General features: G+C 58.3%; 15 protein-coding genes and 2 pseudogenes. 9 read left to right on the top strand and 8 right to left on the bottom strand.

What is annotated here, in order from left to right:
* Positions 1-3: 3 nt before the first annotated feature.
* From AC0L28_RS30235 to AC0L28_RS30220, 4 genes are read right to left on the bottom strand one after another with little or no spacing between them, the layout of a single operon-like run.
* Entirely contained in the window at positions 4-2,406 is a 2,403-nt protein-coding gene (locus AC0L28_RS30235; protein WP_473481889.1) for a VirB4 family type IV secretion/conjugal transfer ATPase, read from the bottom strand.
* Positions 2,403-2,696, bottom strand: coding sequence for a VirB3 family type IV secretion system protein (locus AC0L28_RS30230; protein WP_095488713.1), 294 nt, complete (start codon positions 2,694-2,696; stop codon positions 2,403-2,405). Before AC0L28_RS30230 ends, AC0L28_RS30235 begins: the two co-directional genes overlap by 4 nt.
* 4 nt (positions 2,697-2,700) lie before the next feature.
* The gene (locus tag AC0L28_RS30225; protein WP_473481887.1) at positions 2,701-3,021 is read right to left on the bottom strand and encodes a TrbC/VirB2 family type IV secretion system protein; all 321 of its coding nucleotides are present in this window, start codon (positions 3,019-3,021) and stop codon (positions 2,701-2,703) included.
* A gap of 12 nt (positions 3,022-3,033) precedes the next feature.
* Positions 3,034-3,504: a lytic transglycosylase domain-containing protein gene (locus tag AC0L28_RS30220; protein WP_473481981.1), complete on the bottom strand. Its 471-nt coding sequence runs from the start codon at positions 3,502-3,504 to the stop codon at positions 3,034-3,036.
* A 295-nt stretch (positions 3,505-3,799) separates the two neighbouring features.
* Here AC0L28_RS30220 and AC0L28_RS30215 point away from each other — a divergent pair, with 295 nt between their 5' ends.
* From AC0L28_RS30215 to AC0L28_RS30205, 3 genes are read left to right on the top strand one after another with little or no spacing between them, the layout of a single operon-like run.
* Positions 3,800-4,420: a hypothetical protein gene (locus tag AC0L28_RS30215; RefSeq protein ID WP_473481885.1), complete on the top strand. Its 621-nt coding sequence runs from the start codon at positions 3,800-3,802 to the stop codon at positions 4,418-4,420.
* The gene (locus AC0L28_RS30210) at positions 4,407-4,958 is read left to right on the top strand and encodes a thermonuclease family protein (RefSeq protein ID WP_473481883.1); all 552 of its coding nucleotides are present in this window, start codon (positions 4,407-4,409) and stop codon (positions 4,956-4,958) included. Before AC0L28_RS30215 ends, AC0L28_RS30210 begins: the two co-directional genes overlap by 14 nt.
* On the top strand, positions 4,955-5,119 hold the full coding sequence (locus AC0L28_RS30205) for a hypothetical protein (RefSeq protein ID WP_473481881.1): 165 nt from the start codon (positions 4,955-4,957) through the stop codon (positions 5,117-5,119). The genes AC0L28_RS30210 and AC0L28_RS30205 overlap by 4 nt, the downstream gene beginning before the upstream one ends.
* Here the strand turns inward: AC0L28_RS30205 and AC0L28_RS30200 are convergent.
* The gene (locus AC0L28_RS30200) at positions 5,116-5,406 is read right to left on the bottom strand and encodes a hypothetical protein (RefSeq protein ID WP_292363412.1); all 291 of its coding nucleotides are present in this window, start codon (positions 5,404-5,406) and stop codon (positions 5,116-5,118) included. The genes AC0L28_RS30205 and AC0L28_RS30200 overlap by 4 nt on opposite strands.
* 177 nt (positions 5,407-5,583) lie before the next feature.
* Here AC0L28_RS30200 and AC0L28_RS30195 point away from each other — a divergent pair, with 177 nt between their 5' ends.
* From AC0L28_RS30195 to AC0L28_RS30170, 6 genes and pseudogenes are all read left to right on the top strand, one after another.
* Complete coding sequence (locus AC0L28_RS30195) at positions 5,584-6,237, top strand: response regulator (RefSeq protein WP_473481879.1); 654 nt, start codon at positions 5,584-5,586, stop codon at positions 6,235-6,237.
* A 4-nt stretch (positions 6,238-6,241) separates the two neighbouring features.
* Positions 6,242-6,946 carry an FkbM family methyltransferase gene (locus AC0L28_RS30190; RefSeq protein WP_287099983.1) on the top strand — a complete coding sequence of 235 codons (705 nt, stop codon included), beginning with the start codon at positions 6,242-6,244 and terminating at the stop codon, positions 6,944-6,946.
* A gap of 34 nt (positions 6,947-6,980) precedes the next feature.
* Complete coding sequence (locus AC0L28_RS30185; protein ID WP_473481877.1) at positions 6,981-7,493, top strand: hypothetical protein; 513 nt, start codon at positions 6,981-6,983, stop codon at positions 7,491-7,493.
* Between the two features lie 2 nt (positions 7,494-7,495).
* The gene (locus AC0L28_RS30180) at positions 7,496-8,737 is read left to right on the top strand and encodes an ATP-binding protein (RefSeq protein WP_473481875.1); all 1,242 of its coding nucleotides are present in this window, start codon (positions 7,496-7,498) and stop codon (positions 8,735-8,737) included.
* A 368-nt stretch (positions 8,738-9,105) separates the two neighbouring features.
* A pseudogene (locus AC0L28_RS30175) lies at positions 9,106-9,628 on the top strand (ISKra4 family transposase); the annotation flags it as partial.
* 265 nt (positions 9,629-9,893) lie between these two features.
* A pseudogene (locus AC0L28_RS30170) lies at positions 9,894-9,992 on the top strand (trimeric intracellular cation channel family protein); the annotation flags it as partial.
* A 12-nt stretch (positions 9,993-10,004) separates the two neighbouring features.
* Here AC0L28_RS30170 and irrA read toward each other — a convergent pair.
* From irrA to AC0L28_RS30155, 3 genes are all read right to left on the bottom strand, one after another.
* Positions 10,005-10,424: an iron response transcriptional regulator IrrA gene (irrA, locus tag AC0L28_RS30165; RefSeq protein ID WP_473481873.1), complete on the bottom strand. Its 420-nt coding sequence runs from the start codon at positions 10,422-10,424 to the stop codon at positions 10,005-10,007.
* A gap of 307 nt (positions 10,425-10,731) precedes the next feature.
* Positions 10,732-11,532 carry a phytanoyl-CoA dioxygenase family protein gene (locus tag AC0L28_RS30160; protein WP_473481871.1) on the bottom strand — a complete coding sequence of 267 codons (801 nt, stop codon included), beginning with the start codon at positions 11,530-11,532 and terminating at the stop codon, positions 10,732-10,734.
* Between the two features lie 242 nt (positions 11,533-11,774).
* Complete coding sequence (locus tag AC0L28_RS30155; RefSeq protein ID WP_473481869.1) at positions 11,775-13,091, bottom strand: amidohydrolase family protein; 1,317 nt, start codon at positions 13,089-13,091, stop codon at positions 11,775-11,777.
* Positions 13,092-13,253 lie beyond the last annotated feature (162 nt).

The following is a 13,253-nucleotide window of genomic DNA, read 5'->3' as shown; positions in this document are numbered from 1 at the left end:
CTGCTAAGCCGCTTCTTCATGCTCGCTCTCCCATCCGCAAAGGTATGGCAGCCACGCTTCCGGCTCTTGCCCGTAAATCTCGCGCAGCCGTTCGCATTCCTTGATGCTGGCTTCGTTGGTCGACAGCACCTTGATGAGGTCCGGCATGCCCGACAGGTCGAGCTTCGCCACGATGGAATCGCTGTCGTGCTTGACCAGGAACGTGCGCGTTTCCTTGGGCGTACGGCGCACGAACTCGAACTCCTTCGCCGTCAGCGAGAAGCGCGCCATGTAGGAATCCTTGCTCGCCTTCGGATTGGGGAAAAAGATGTTGGTTTTCGTCTGCTCGATCAGCGAGGACGAGATCGACGAGTTCACCACATCCTCGGCCGTCTGGGTGCCAAAGCCGACGACACCATTGCGCCGGCGGATCGTTTTCAGCGTCTCGTTGATGAAGGCGGCAAACACCTCGTCATCGAGCAGCTTCCAGCCTTCATCGAGGAACATCAGAAGCGGCGTGCCGTCGATGATCTCTTCCAGCCGATGGAAGATGTAAAGCAGAGCGGCCGAGCGCAATTTTTTGTCGGCCAGGATCTTGGTCATGTCGAACCCGACCACCGGCTTCGAAAAATCGACGAGATCGACCGGGTTGTTGAAAAGCCAGCCCTTGTCGCCAGGGTCGAGCCACGGTTCAATCCGCGCCGCGAGATCGTTCATCCCGGGCGCCAGCGAGCCGCGCAGCACCTCCGGCAGCAGATCGAACGTGCGCTGTTGGCACGGGATCTTGTAGACCTTGTCGATTGCCGTGTTGATCACGCGCATTTCCGCGACGTCGAGCGAACCGTCGTCAGGGGTGAGCAAGTAGCGCAGCAGCCCTTCGAGAAACGTGCGGTTTTCTGCCGTGTCTTCCAGCTGGAGCGGCGCGAAGCCGGTGGCCTGCATCGGCTCCATGACCTCGTAGCGGCCGCCCAGCGCGCGGATGAAAAGCTCGGCGCCGCGCATATAGTCGAAGTAGACGCATCGCGGCCGCGGCGAAATCCGCATCGCCTGCGCCATCAGGAATGACAGCACGACCGTCTTGCCCGAACCGGTCGGACCGAAAACAGTGAAGTGGCCGACGTCGTGGACGTGAAAGTTGAAATAATAGGCTGTCTGGCTTGTCGTCTCGAGGAGCGCGATCGACCGCTTCCAGTGCAGTCCCTCACGCTGGCCTGAGGGAAAATTGTGGCCCGAGAACAGCCCGGCAAAGTTCAGCGACGAGATCAGGGCGCGGCGCGCAATGTAGCTGAAGTTGCCGGGCAGCTGTGCCCAAAACGCAAGTTCAGTATTGAGCGTTTCTCGCACTGGGACGATCGACATGCGCGACAGTTCGGCCGTGATGTCGGACAAGGAGCGGTTGAGCCCTGGGATGTCGGCAGCCAGCGCCATCACCGTCATGTGGTGCTGCCCGAAAACCACCTCGCCGCCGGCGAGCTTGTCAGCGCCGGCGTGCACGGAATCCTCAACCGTGGTTCCCGCCTCATCCGAACCGCTGACCTGGTTCGAGATGGTGTTGATGCGGCGCATGGCCGTCACGCGATCTTCAATCGCGAATGACTGCGTCAGGATAAATTCATGCGGCAGCCGCAACAGGCCATCAAGCGACCCGGGTGCCGTGAAGGGCGGGTATTCCTTGATCGACACCATGGCGCCAATCTTGCTTTCATGTGCCCCCCTGATCTCCAGAGCGGATTTGCCGAAGAAGATTTGCCGGGTCGCACAGGCGGTCGCCAAGCTCATGCGCGGCAGCGGCATTTCCACATCTGCGCCGCCGGCAAGGATCTTGGCGATGAATTCGGCAGGTTCGGAAAACACGCTGTCGCGTCGCGTCACCACGCCCAGGAGCCGCGCGCCATAGGCGGAAAAGTCCTTGGTGACGCCATTGAGGACGTCGTGCAATTCGGCGATGGCCTCTTCACGAGTCTCTTCGCCGGCCGTCCTGAGGCGCAACGCATTGAGCGCCTTGTCGACCCAGCCGACGCGCCCGACCATCGGGCGGCGGATGAGCGTCAGGAAAGCCTCGTTGACGAACAGGTTCTTCGAGCCCAACTCGTCCATGTAGCGGGCATCGAGCTCCGCCACGAAAGGATTGTCGAAATCCCCTTCGATCTCTGGTGTGACGTGACGCCGGATGATGGTCGCATAGGCGGCAAAACGGGAGGTGGAGAGGTTGCGGAATGTCGTGTTGCGATTGAACAGGCGGTTGTTGAGCTCTGCCTGATCCATGGTCTGGAAGGGCAGGCCGCTGAGCTGAATGACGCCGATCAGAAAGCCGCTTTTGGTGACCACCAGATTGTCGTCGACATGGCGCAAATAGGGGACATGCGCCTCGACAGGCTTTTCCCGTTTGCGCGCTTTCGCGAATTTCAGGTCGGCGTTCACGCTCACGGCGAATAGCTCCTCGCGCCCCAAAAGCCCGAGTTTGCGACCGCGTCCCGTTTCGACAGTCGGCGTTCGACTATGTGGAAGATGTACGGGTCGCGCTGGCACAGATAGGCGCTGATCAAATGGGTCGCGCTGAATAGACCGAGGCCGAGCGTGAAGCTGCTGGTCGCGATGAATCCGATGACGGCAGCCATGCCGTTAAGCGCGAACACCTCGTAGCGCACACCCCATTTCATCGGCGGACGCGTCAGAGGCAGGCTGACCGGCTCGACATAGACCTCTTCGTCCTCCATCGGGTCACGCGCCTCCAGCGGTAGACCGGATGGAATCGACCAGAGCTGCAGCACCGAAGACCAGAGCGATGCCGATAATGATGGAAAGCGCCATCATCCACACCAGCCTGCCGGTCATGGCAAGGAAGCCGAGAAAGCAAACTGCTATGATCCCGAAAGATCGAGCAATGCTGCCCTGCAGCACACCGACGAACCATTCCAGTACGCCCTCGACGGGGGCGGCTGACTGCGCGTATGCGCTCGCCGGCGCGAGCGCCGTTCCGATCGCCGCAGCGGCCATAAACTGGACGGCGAATTTGCCCGCCTTTTTATAATCCATCGCCATGTCACTCCTTTTTCAGTTGCCAAAATCCACGACGTGTCCGTCTTGCCAGGCGACGCCATCGACCGCGTCGGTCGCGGCTGCAGGACGATGATCAACAGGGTTGGGAATGGGAGCCTTGATCAGCTTGCCGAGCTTCCAGCGATTGAGCACTTTGACCACGTATTTCGTGGTCTCGTCGTTCACCGGGATGCCGTTGGCTTTGTAAACGTTCTGCTCGCCTGCATTGTAGGCGGCCAACATCAAGAGCGGATCATGGAACTCCTCATAAAGCGCTTTCAGATAGCGGACGCCGGCACGGATGTTGGCTTTGGCGTCACATCTGTCGGCCACACCGAGGCGCGAGGCTGTCGCCGGCATGAGCTGCATGATGCCGAGAGCGCCCGCGCGGGACGGCCCTTGATTGCCGCCCATGTCGCTTTCTGCCCAGGCAACCGCCTCGCTCAGATCGGGATCGAAGCCCTCTTCTTCGGCGATCTGGCGCACCAAGGCCGCGGCGCGCCCGCGATCCGTCGGCGCACACCCGCCGCCAACCGTCGGTCCGTGATCAGCATCGGAAACGGTCGAAACCGCCGGGCGGGCCGGCAGTGCAAACGCCGCCGCGATGCGCGTCGAGGTCGTGTTATCCGCATGTGCGCCGAATGGCGCCATGACGGCTGAGAGAGAAAGCGCAAGCGCGATCCGGTTTTTCATTGCGCTACCGATTTTGACATTTTACTATGGGTACATGGAGCCAAAGTAAAGTGTCAATACGAGAAGCAGAGTCGAGGCCATTTTTCCGATGAAGCAGTTTTTCTTCCTTGCGGCATTGTTGCTCCACAGCACCGTCTTATCCGCCGCCGATCTGGGCACGAACGAGCCGCATCCGTTCGAGCAGCCGTCGACCGCGTATCTGCAGAAGTTCGCCAAACCTGGCGAAAAGACCTTCGTCTACGAGCGCTACGACGCACGCGGAGGCCTTTTTCAGCGCGAGGTGACACCGCTACAAAAGCCGGTGGAGATCAGGTCCGCGACCGAACGCGTTATCAACGGCGTGACTTATAGGCTGCGGGGCCTCGTGGCCTGTCCGAAGTCCAAGATCACCTACAAGGCTGAGGAGTGGGATTGCACGAAGGCCGTGCAGGACTATGACGGCGCTGTTTACAACACCCGCGCCTCCGTCATGTTGTGCAAGACGCTGGTCCTCAAAAGCCAGCCCGGCGTTCCGGACGCGGTCTCGTGCTTTGCGCTCGTCGGGGCCGGCAATGCCAACGATCCCTATTCGGTCGCTTACGACGACGATTCCATGGTCTTCTTCGACATGGCTGCGATCGGCCGCAATAAGGAGGGCAGGTCCCTGCGGCCGGATCTCGAACATGCCTTAGATCTCGGCAAACAGTTCCAGACCGATGAAGCGAACTAGCCTCGCCGCGCTTATCACACTCGCGACCGCCCACGCCGTGAGTGCCGAAGGCGCCGCGCCAGCCAGCGCGACAGCCGCGCCCTTCCTGGTGTCGAAAGGCGTCGAACTGCTGACGGGAGATACGTGGCGCGACCGCGGCAAGCTCTACCGGCTTTATGGCGTGCAATCATGCTTGCGCGGCACGATCACGCTGGATGCGAAGGGCGCGGAGCTCGATTGCGGCAACGTCTCGCTCGCCCACCTGGCCGCCTTGTTTTCGACGGCGGCCGTGACCTGCCAGCCGATCGCCTTGGCGCTCGACAAAGCGACCTTTGTGGTATGTGGCGCGAAACTCGACGGCAATACGATCGACCTTGGGACCGCCCTCATCGCGGCCGGCTACGCGTTCGCTGCCACCGACCAGAAAGGCAACACCGTCAGCGCCAGCTATCTGGTGGCTGAGCTCAACGCGAAGATGAAAGCTGATGGTCTTTGGGCGACGAAGTTTCAACATCCCATCGAACTTCTGCTGAGACGGGCAGGGGAGCGCAAGCAATGAACCACGAGGATCAATCGCGCCGCTACTACTACCCTGTCGAGGGCCGCACGGACGGGTCCATAGCCGGGGCGTTCGCATTCATCGCCATCATCGCGGTGCCGGCGCTGACCTACGCCGCATGGCACGCGTTCGCGTCTTGGATGTCCGCCCTCTTTTCTTAGATTTGAAAGTCCACGAAAGATCGCAGCAGCTCATGCAAGTCATCCGCATCCACGTCGCACCAACCGTCGTTCATGAGCCGCTCGAAATATGCGGCCTTCATTTTCAGCTCGCAAACATCGGCAACCGGCGCCATCGCTGCCTGGCGGCGGACAAGCGCCTCGTCCGCCATCACGGCGTCAAGCCGTGGTCCGATCAGCGCGGCCTCGGCCTCTTCGGCCTGCATCAACCGTTTTCCGAGACTCTCCACCTTTGCCACGGCATGGCGATGCGCCGCGATCAGATCCACGACTCCATCCGCCTCTCGTGGCTCGCTATTGCTGCTGCACACAAGTTGGATCGGCATCGACTGCTCCGAGTGGTTCGGCTCCTCCCGCATAACAAGACTGTCCCGGTCCAGCCGCGGAAAAAAGGGATGATGGCATCCCTATTTTTCCGTCGCGAAAGATGAAAACTTGCCTGCCAAGTGATCAGTGAGGACCTGTCGCCAGTGTTTCGCGCGCTCGTTGTCGAAGATCAGAATCTGATGCGGCTGGCGCTTATGGACCAGATTCGGGCGAGTCTCGGAAATTGCGTTGTCCTTGGCGCCGAGACATTGGAAATCGCTGCGCGAGAGCTTCGGAGCGCTGAGTTCGATCTGGTCGTCATTGATCCGGGACTTCCCGGCTTCGATCCGACGCTGGACGCTGATCGCGTTGCCGTCGTCGGCACAATCATCGAAGCCTCGCCAAGCGCGATCCACATCGTCGTGACAGGCTCAGACAGCGATTCTGAGGCCGAAATTTTTCGTCAAATCGGCGCGGCCGGCTATCTCGGCAAGACCGGGCTGGAGCCCGGGGTGTTTAATGACGTGCTCGACGACATTTCCACCAACGGATTTGCAGTTCGGCTTTCGCGTGTGGCGATGACCATGCCCGACGTTCGGTATTCCGTCCTGACGCCAAGAGAACAGGAAATTATCGACATGATGACCCGTCGCGAGCCAGGCATGACGCGTACGCAGTTTTACCAGGTAATGGCGGATCGCCTCGGCATCGATCCCAGCTCGGCGGAAAAATATTACAAACAGGCGCGGGCAAAATTGATGAAGAACGGACACAGGCTACCGCAGGGTCTTTAATTAGATGTCATTGATGACCGTCCATGGGGTCAAGGTGCCCCTGCGCCCTGACGACGTATCGCCTGTCATCTGGCAGGCCCTCGACAACGAAACCTACGAAGCCAAGGAAGCCAAGTGGATATCGAGGGCTGTGAAGCCCGGTGATCGTGTTCTGGAACTCGGCTCAGGCATCGGCATCATCACCTCGCTTATCGCTCAGATCCCGGACGTTCAGGTGTGGGCCTTCGAAGCAAATCCGGCGTCGGCTGCCCTCGCCAAGCGCGTCGTCGACGCCAACGATCTGGACAACGTGGTGCTACTGAAAGGGATTCTTGCAGCCGGTCCGCCACGCCCATTCACCTTCTATGTCCGCAAGGACCTCTGGATGTCCTCGATGGACAAAGATCAGGGGCCGTACGAGCGCGAAATGACGATTGTCTCGACTGACGCCGACGACTTCATCGTCCAGCACGGCACCAACGTCCTTGTTATGGACATAGAAGGCGCCGAAAGGGAACTCTTGCAGCACGCCAAGCTCCCAGGCATCGAGCGCGTCTACCTAGAGCTGCATGATCACTTGTATGGCCTGGACGGAATCCGCGATATCACCCAGGCATTGGCGCTAAAAGGCTATGCGTATGATCCCCGCGGGTCCCGCGGACCTTGCGTGCTTTTCGCCAAGGACGACGGCCCACGCGAATATGAAGAGGTTGAACCAGATGCGGCGTGATACTCTTGCTTCTTGTCTTGCCTTCGCAGTCGCCATGGCTGTTGCCGGGCCAACGGCCGGCAAGGGCGCCTTCGCGGATCCCGATACACTCACGCTCGAAGATGCATCGGGCAAGGCCATCCAAACCCTTACCGTCGAGCAGTTGAAGACCGAATTTCCGCAACAGACCTACGATACGCGCACGCCCTGGACGAAAGAGGACGAGAAGATCGTCTATCGGGGCCCCCTGCTGAAGGACATATGGGCGAAAACCGGGCTCGCCAACGTCGCTAAAGTCAAGGTGGTCGCCTACGACGACTTCGTGTCTGAACTCCGCATGGGCGAGATCCAGTCATATGCGCCTATCCTGGCGGTCGAGCGCCAATGTACAAAGGACGACCGCAGCCAAGGACGATGCAAAGGCGATCAGCAGTTCCGCCCCATCACGATGAACGAGAAAGGTCCGATCTTCATGGTCTGGCCCTTCGATCGCCTGCCCGCCTCCTATGTCCCAGCCCGTAATGCTATCTGGGTCTTCTTCCCGGTGGTGCTGCGCGCGGACCAATGAGATTGGGCACCAGCCGCTTTTTTGCTGCCTTGCCTTATCTTGGGCTGGCGCTCGCCCTCCTCCTCAGCACTTGGGCGTTCGTCCGATCGGACCGCTACAGGCAAGAGACGGACGAGGTCCTCAACCAGACCTACGAGATTCAATGGCGTGCGACCCAGGTGCGCGAGCGGCTTGTCCGGGTCCATGGCTATATCCGTCTCGCCGACGAAGCAGGCAAGCTCGATCCTGACATCACCCGGCAAATGGCTCTTGTGAGCGTCAACATCGCTCAGCTTCTGGCGCTGCCGTACCTGCAGCATTTCTTCCCGCAGAAAGACATCGAACTCCTGGAAAACGTGCGTCGGACAGTCGAGCAAAACGTCGCGCCGGCCGTCGAAGCTGGTTCCAATTATGCGGATGCCCTCGACCACATGACCAATCTCGAACAAGACATGTACGAGATCTCCAGCGCCACCGTTGATCACAGCACGACGCTCCAGGAGACTGCTCAAATCGATATAGCCGCATCCCGCAACTGGTTCATGTTCGCGATTGCGCTGGGACTGGTCGCGATCTTCTATCTCATAACCCATCAGCGTCACGCTTACGTCAGCCGTCGCGATCGACACATGCGCTCATTCGCCTCGCTGTTCGCGCATATGACGCGCTCCCGCGTCACCGCTTTGCGACTGTTTCTGGAGGGTACCGGTTCGGAGCAACCTCCGAGAGAAGAGATGTTGAAGGCTGCCCGCAGTGCGGCGAATGAACTCGAATCCATCAATGACGGTTTGCTCAAGATCGCCTTTTCGCAACGAGATTCGCATGTCCTGCCGCTCGCCAAGCTTTTGCTGGACCTCAAAGATCGGGACGGCATCGTACAGCTGTCAGTCGATTCCGAGGCGGGAACACAAGCAGTGCCGGCAACCCAGTTTCAACTGGTGCTGAGCGAGCTCGTGCAGAACGCGCTCACGGCGGTCGAAAACACCGACAGGCCGAGCGTTGTCGTAAAGGCATCGGTCGTGCACCGGCCTATTTTTCGCCGCAACGTTCTGTTCCTGGAGGTCGCAGACAACGGTGTCGGCATGACGCCAGAAGTCCTGCGCAAAGCAAAGACGCCCTTCTTTTCGACCCGGGCCGGGAATCACGTCGGCCTCGGCCTCACCGGCTGTTCCCAGATGGTCGCCACACTCAATGGGAGGCTTATCATCGATAGCAAACCCGGAGCGGGCACTGTCGTCAAGGTCCGCATCCCAATCGGTGCATAATGATTGGCCTCATTGGGCGCCGGCGGCTCAGAAGAGTTCAGAGTCTCCCGCCCAGCAATGAGACGGGTTGTGTAAGTAAGATCGATCTGTATGACCGAGATTAAAGTAAGTCTACTGCTGCAGTACTGATCGATCCTGGATTATGATCGAGAGTATTTGCAGGTAGTGCGATTCATCTCTTGCAATACAAAAAAATAATAACCTTGACCGAAGAACGCCGCGTAATCTATGATATAGAACTTAGAAATCGGCCAGCTATTTTGAGCCGCATCTGACCTGCCACCGAACTGTCATCCAATGGCGATTAGAGCCGCGACCATTCCTGTTGCGCCCTCTGGCGCCGGTTGAGTAAACCGGCGCCAGACGGCGCAACACGCCAGCCCATCACCCACATTCTCGACTGGTTCCATCTGTCGATGCGGCTCCGTCATATCGAACAGGCGTGGGAAGGGCTCAAGAGCGTCGGCAATCTGAGTATTTACCTTCGAGACACTGCGCTTCATGTGCCGCGGCTTCGTCATCTCCTCTGGAGCGGCTACGTCAGGGAGGCGACGAGAGCCGTGAGGGATATGCTTTGCCAGTTGGAGCAATATGCTCGGCTGCCGGATGCCAGCAACAAGCTCAAGCGCTTCTTCGAACTGGTCAGCAATCTTCAGACCTATCTGATCCAGAACAAAACCTCCCTGGTCCACTACTGCCAACGATATTGGTCGCATCACCCGATCTCGAGTGCCCCAGCCGAATCCGCCGCCAACAGCCTCGTGAATGCCCGCATGAACAAAAAACGTCAGATGCGTTGGTCTCCCGCAGGAGCTCACAGGGTACTTCAGGTCCGCGCGGCGGTTTGCCGATGGTCGATTGAAGCAAGCCAAGTTTGCCCTTGCGGCTTGACCCCCAGCTTTTTCCCGCTCCCGTGGTCCGACTGGATACCACGAGATGATCGACGGCGTTGTCACGTTGTTTGAAATGTGACCGCGTGATGCCGATACCGCGCGCGACAGACGTAATCACATCAATCGGGTGCTTCGTCGTAGGGACTACTCCTAGTGTTTGCACTTGGTCTTCCGATGTTCGCCATCACCTCACGAGACAGTACTCACGGTGGGCTATGACTGAAGGCGATCCTTTTATCTTCGCGGGTCAGACGGCATTGAAACTGGCAGCGTTTGCCGTGGGTGGCGGAGCGCTCTGGTTCGGATGGACGTTCCCGTCCTATCGGGGGCGGCCCGGGCGCTATCCCGACGATGTCATGTAAGGGAAAGAGCGATCAGCGCTGGATGGGGCGCAGACGGATGACGACGTCGACACGGGCGATTTCCATGCCTTCGGGCGGTTCCGGCAAATTGTCGATCACAAGACTGCTGATCGGAATATCCAGCACCTCGTTGTGGCCTTCCACGAAGAAGTGGTGGTGGTCGGACACGTTGGTGTCGAAGTAGGTCTTGGCGCTTTCCACGGCGAGAACGCGGATCATGCCCGCTTCGGTGAACTGGTGCAGCGTGTTGTAGACGGTGGCCAGCGATACCAGAACATTCGCGGAAACGGCTTCCTCGTGGAGCTCTTCGACCGTCAGGTGGCGGTCACCCTTGGCAAACAGCAGATCGGCCAAGGCAACGCGTTGCCGCGTCGGGCGCATGCCCGCCATCCTCAGTCTGGTCTCGATTGCCAATTCGGCAGCTACAGCCATAAAGGGAACTCCAATCCCTGGTTACCGGTATTCCTAAATGGGCGATCTGCCGCATGCCTAGTTCATGCGCTTATGATCTCGCCTCACCTGCATTGCGAAGTCCTCTTGGCATATACGGAACAGTACGGGGAGATTTCTGGCTCTGACCCACGAAAAACAGAATGAAATCAAGAAGTTGAGTGTATCCGGGAGGGCATAATCAAATTGTTGATCTACTGCACTTTTCGTGGGTGAGTATCGGAGAAGCTCCCGCATCGTCCCGTAGGGTACGTAGCCTGCTCAAGGTGCTCAGGCTGCGACCGACCAGCTATGCTCTCCCGACGATCGGGTTGATCGTGTCGTCGCAGAGCCTGTCGCCGACCTTCAGGCTTTCGAAGTAAACCGTGGGCAGGATGTTCTGGCGCCCATTAAAGGTGGAGCCATCGGGCATGAAGCCCGCCGTCATCGCGATCCGGCGGCGGCGGGTCATGTTGGCCCCGGCGCCATGCGCTGTCAGGCCGTTGTGAAAGCTGCAATCGCCTGCGGGCATTGGCACCGCGACAGGGTCCGTCTCTGCCATCCTGGGGTAAACCTTGAAGAGTCCCGCGAGCTCTTTCCCGATGTCGGTGTTGTCGTAGCCGGCGAGCCTGTGGCTGCCCGGCACGAACGACAGGCAGCCGTTGAGGGGCGTCGCATCCTCGAGCGCGATCCAGATCGAAATCGCGTCGCGCGAATAGAATGACCAGTAGGGATTGTCCAAGTGCCATGCGGTCGGGTTGCCGTAGGGCTCCTTGATCAACGCCTGGTCGAGCCAGATGCGCATCGCGGGCTGGCGGGCAAGGGAACTGGCCATGTTCCCGATCTCGGGGCCGCGGATGTAACGGTGGATCGTCTGATTAAGTTTCGAGACGTTGATCCGCTGGGTAAACACCTGGTCGTAGTAGCGGTCGTCGCCGTCGGGCCGGTCGATACCGCCTGGGGCGATCTTGCGGCCAGCCATCATCTCAACAGCATCGAGGACGGCAGCTTTGAGTTCGGCCACCTCGGCCGGCGACAAAAGGCCTGGGATGTGCACGAACCCTCGTTCCTGGTATTCTCGGACCTGATCCTCGGTAACTTCACTTTTCATTGCGTGTTCCTTCGCCTGCTAATCCAAACGTTCCCAGCTTGGGTCATGGCCTTCACCTTAGCCCACTGCTCGCCTTGGCCCGCCGCCACCGACTTAATTTTCACCCGGTCAATTGTTCATGCGAATCCTCCTGATTATTCTTTGATGCCCGACATCGCGACCAAGCCGCAAAGAAGCAGAGACACTATAACCGATTTCTTGCAAGAGCTTCCCGCGTATTGCGACCCACTAACGCCTCCAGTTCACGCATCTACACCACAAGGGTTGTTCGGGAAGAATTGGTGCGCATTCCCTCGCATGATCTGTTCGATCAGCGTCGGCATGTCCTCGGCAGCGAGCCACCCGCTCGCCACGAGTTCGTGCACAGCCTCGACGATACCGCGCCGTGCCAAAATAGCATGCCCGTAAATGGGTTCCGCGGCTACAAGATCCCCACCAAAGGTAAAGATCTTGTTCGACGGTACTGCGACCAAAAAATCGGTCAAAAAGCGGGTACTCGCAACAGGATTTAGCATCCATGCCCAGCACATATCGATGTACACATTTGGGTATTGTTTCGCCAGCGCAATAAACTCATGTCCGTATGGATATCCAATATGCATCAACACGAATTTTACGTCAGGATAATCCTGAAACAATAGGCATAGGTCGGCTGCATTGCTTCGGACACGGGCGATTTGCATGACGCCGACTGAGGCCAAATATCCGGTGTGCAACTTTACTGGCAACCCATACTCTTCAGCCTTACCTATGCAATACCGAAACAAAAAATCCTGAATTGCTTTCAGATCATCTGCGCCGAGCGAATGACGAGCGCCAGTGAGATCCGCCTGGTTCGGGAAAAGGCGAGCGGCACGACTTTTAGTCACTGGAGCGAAGTCTAAGGCGCGAGTGTACGCGATCTGGCACTTCACCGCGACAGCCTTGGACCCGCACCTCCGGAAATAGTCATCGATGATTGAAAGCCATTCGTCGAGCGAGCTAGGGCGTAACCCCGTTTCTTCCTCGATCCGCGTGAAATCGGCGGCACTGCACCGACAAAGACTTAGAATACTAAGGTCTTGCGCAAGGATATTAGGCGTAGTACTGTCCATAAAGGAACTTTGCAACGAGTTTACTTGGCAATATTCGATATTCGAACGCCTTAGAATTTCCGCGTAAAAGCCAGGCCTAATGAACTCGTGGTACTTTTCGGCAATCTGAGGAAACGTATCGCTTGTAACGTCGATTTCGCCGTAAAGACCACGAAAAGTGTGACGAAGCGCTAGTCCATAGCCCGTGTTCCTTATCCGTTTCCAGTACGGAGCCAGTAAGAGATATTTTTCTTCGCTCCTAAAGTTGGGGTTCAAGAAGCTCTGAAAGTCTTTCCGCGGCATACCGCAAACGACGAGATCCTCCCCGGCATAGTCTTGGAAGAGATAAGACCAATCGTTTGATTGGAAAAATCTCGAGTGTACCACTCCATCGACGCGCTGTCGCTCGTCGATCAAATGCTCGTGAGTATCCACAAAAGGGGTCTGCTCAACGTATTCGCGAATCTTATGGCGGAGGTCAGGCATTGAATTTCCTCGGATCAAGTTCTGCGCCAGGGATCGAACCCACCTTCGGTGTCGATCAAAGTGAAGCCCCATCGGCTGACATGTTGATCGGCACCGAACTCCGCTTATTCCCAAGGAGGCGAGTACAGAAGGCCGCCGCTAACCCAGGACGCATTGGGGGTG

It is taken from the genome of Mesorhizobium sp. WSM4847, assembly GCF_055811335.1.
The sequence above is the reverse complement of the archived record's forward strand: the minus strand, read 5'-3'. Positions and strand labels throughout refer to the sequence as shown.

What these genes read in the sequence shown, in the direction of transcription:
- AC0L28_RS30225 (WP_473481887.1), bottom strand. Translation starts at nt 3,021, where the DNA reads ATGGCGATGGATTATAAAAAGGCGGGCAAATTCGCCGTCCAGTTTATG.
- AC0L28_RS30185 (WP_473481877.1), top strand. Translation starts at nt 6,981, where the DNA reads ATGGCTGTTGCCGGGCCAACGGCCGGCAAGGGCGCCTTCGCGGATCCC.
- AC0L28_RS30215 (WP_473481885.1), top strand. Translation starts at nt 3,800, where the DNA reads ATGAAGCAGTTTTTCTTCCTTGCGGCATTGTTGCTCCACAGCACCGTC.
- AC0L28_RS30210 (WP_473481883.1), top strand. Translation starts at nt 4,407, where the DNA reads ATGAAGCGAACTAGCCTCGCCGCGCTTATCACACTCGCGACCGCCCAC.
- AC0L28_RS30205 (WP_473481881.1), top strand. Translation starts at nt 4,955, where the DNA reads ATGAACCACGAGGATCAATCGCGCCGCTACTACTACCCTGTCGAGGGC.
- AC0L28_RS30160 (WP_473481871.1), bottom strand. Translation starts at nt 11,532, where the DNA reads ATGAAAAGTGAAGTTACCGAGGATCAGGTCCGAGAATACCAGGAACGA.
- AC0L28_RS30190 (WP_287099983.1), top strand. Translation starts at nt 6,242, where the DNA reads ATGTCATTGATGACCGTCCATGGGGTCAAGGTGCCCCTGCGCCCTGAC.
- AC0L28_RS30230 (WP_095488713.1), bottom strand. Translation starts at nt 2,696, where the DNA reads ATGGAGGACGAAGAGGTCTATGTCGAGCCGGTCAGCCTGCCTCTGACG.
- AC0L28_RS30155 (WP_473481869.1), bottom strand. Translation starts at nt 13,091, where the DNA reads ATGCCTGACCTCCGCCATAAGATTCGCGAATACGTTGAGCAGACCCCT.
- irrA (WP_473481873.1), bottom strand. Translation starts at nt 10,424, where the DNA reads ATGGCTGTAGCTGCCGAATTGGCAATCGAGACCAGACTGAGGATGGCG.